Origin of the sequence: Streptomyces sp. P17 (assembly GCF_032436805.1) — a bacterium.
Classification (GTDB): Bacteria; Actinomycetota; Actinomycetes; order Streptomycetales; family Streptomycetaceae; genus Streptomyces.
In genome coordinates this window covers 1-251 of sequence record NZ_JAVRBF010001210.1, presented here as the reverse complement: position 1 = coordinate 251, position 251 = coordinate 1, and the positions used below count along the sequence as shown (strand labels likewise).

Here is a 251-nt window from a genome sequence, read left to right as displayed (position 1 = left end):
GCCAGCATGAACGTGCGGCTGGGCCAGCGGCTGACCATTCCCGCGACAGCGGGGGCGCCCTCGGCCATGGCCACCACGGCGCCGGGAACCGGAAGCCCCACGCCGCTGCCGCCGTCGGCCAGCCAGCCGCTTCCGCGCGAGACGACGCAGCCCGCCTCGGCGCCGCAGCCCGCGCCTAATACCCCCAATATGGGCGCGACGCGGACGGCGGCCTCCGGCTCGGGCAAGTTCAGGATGCCCGCCGATGGCGC

Annotated in this window: 1 protein-coding gene; it reads right to left on the bottom strand. The window is 76.1% G+C overall.

Features of this window, described 5'->3' with window-relative positions; all coding sequences use genetic code 11:
• Window positions 1-188 (bottom strand): hypothetical protein (locus RMT89_RS44445; RefSeq protein ID WP_315889438.1); only part of this gene is annotated, 188 nt, incomplete at its 3' end.
• Window positions 189-251 lie beyond the last annotated feature (63 nt).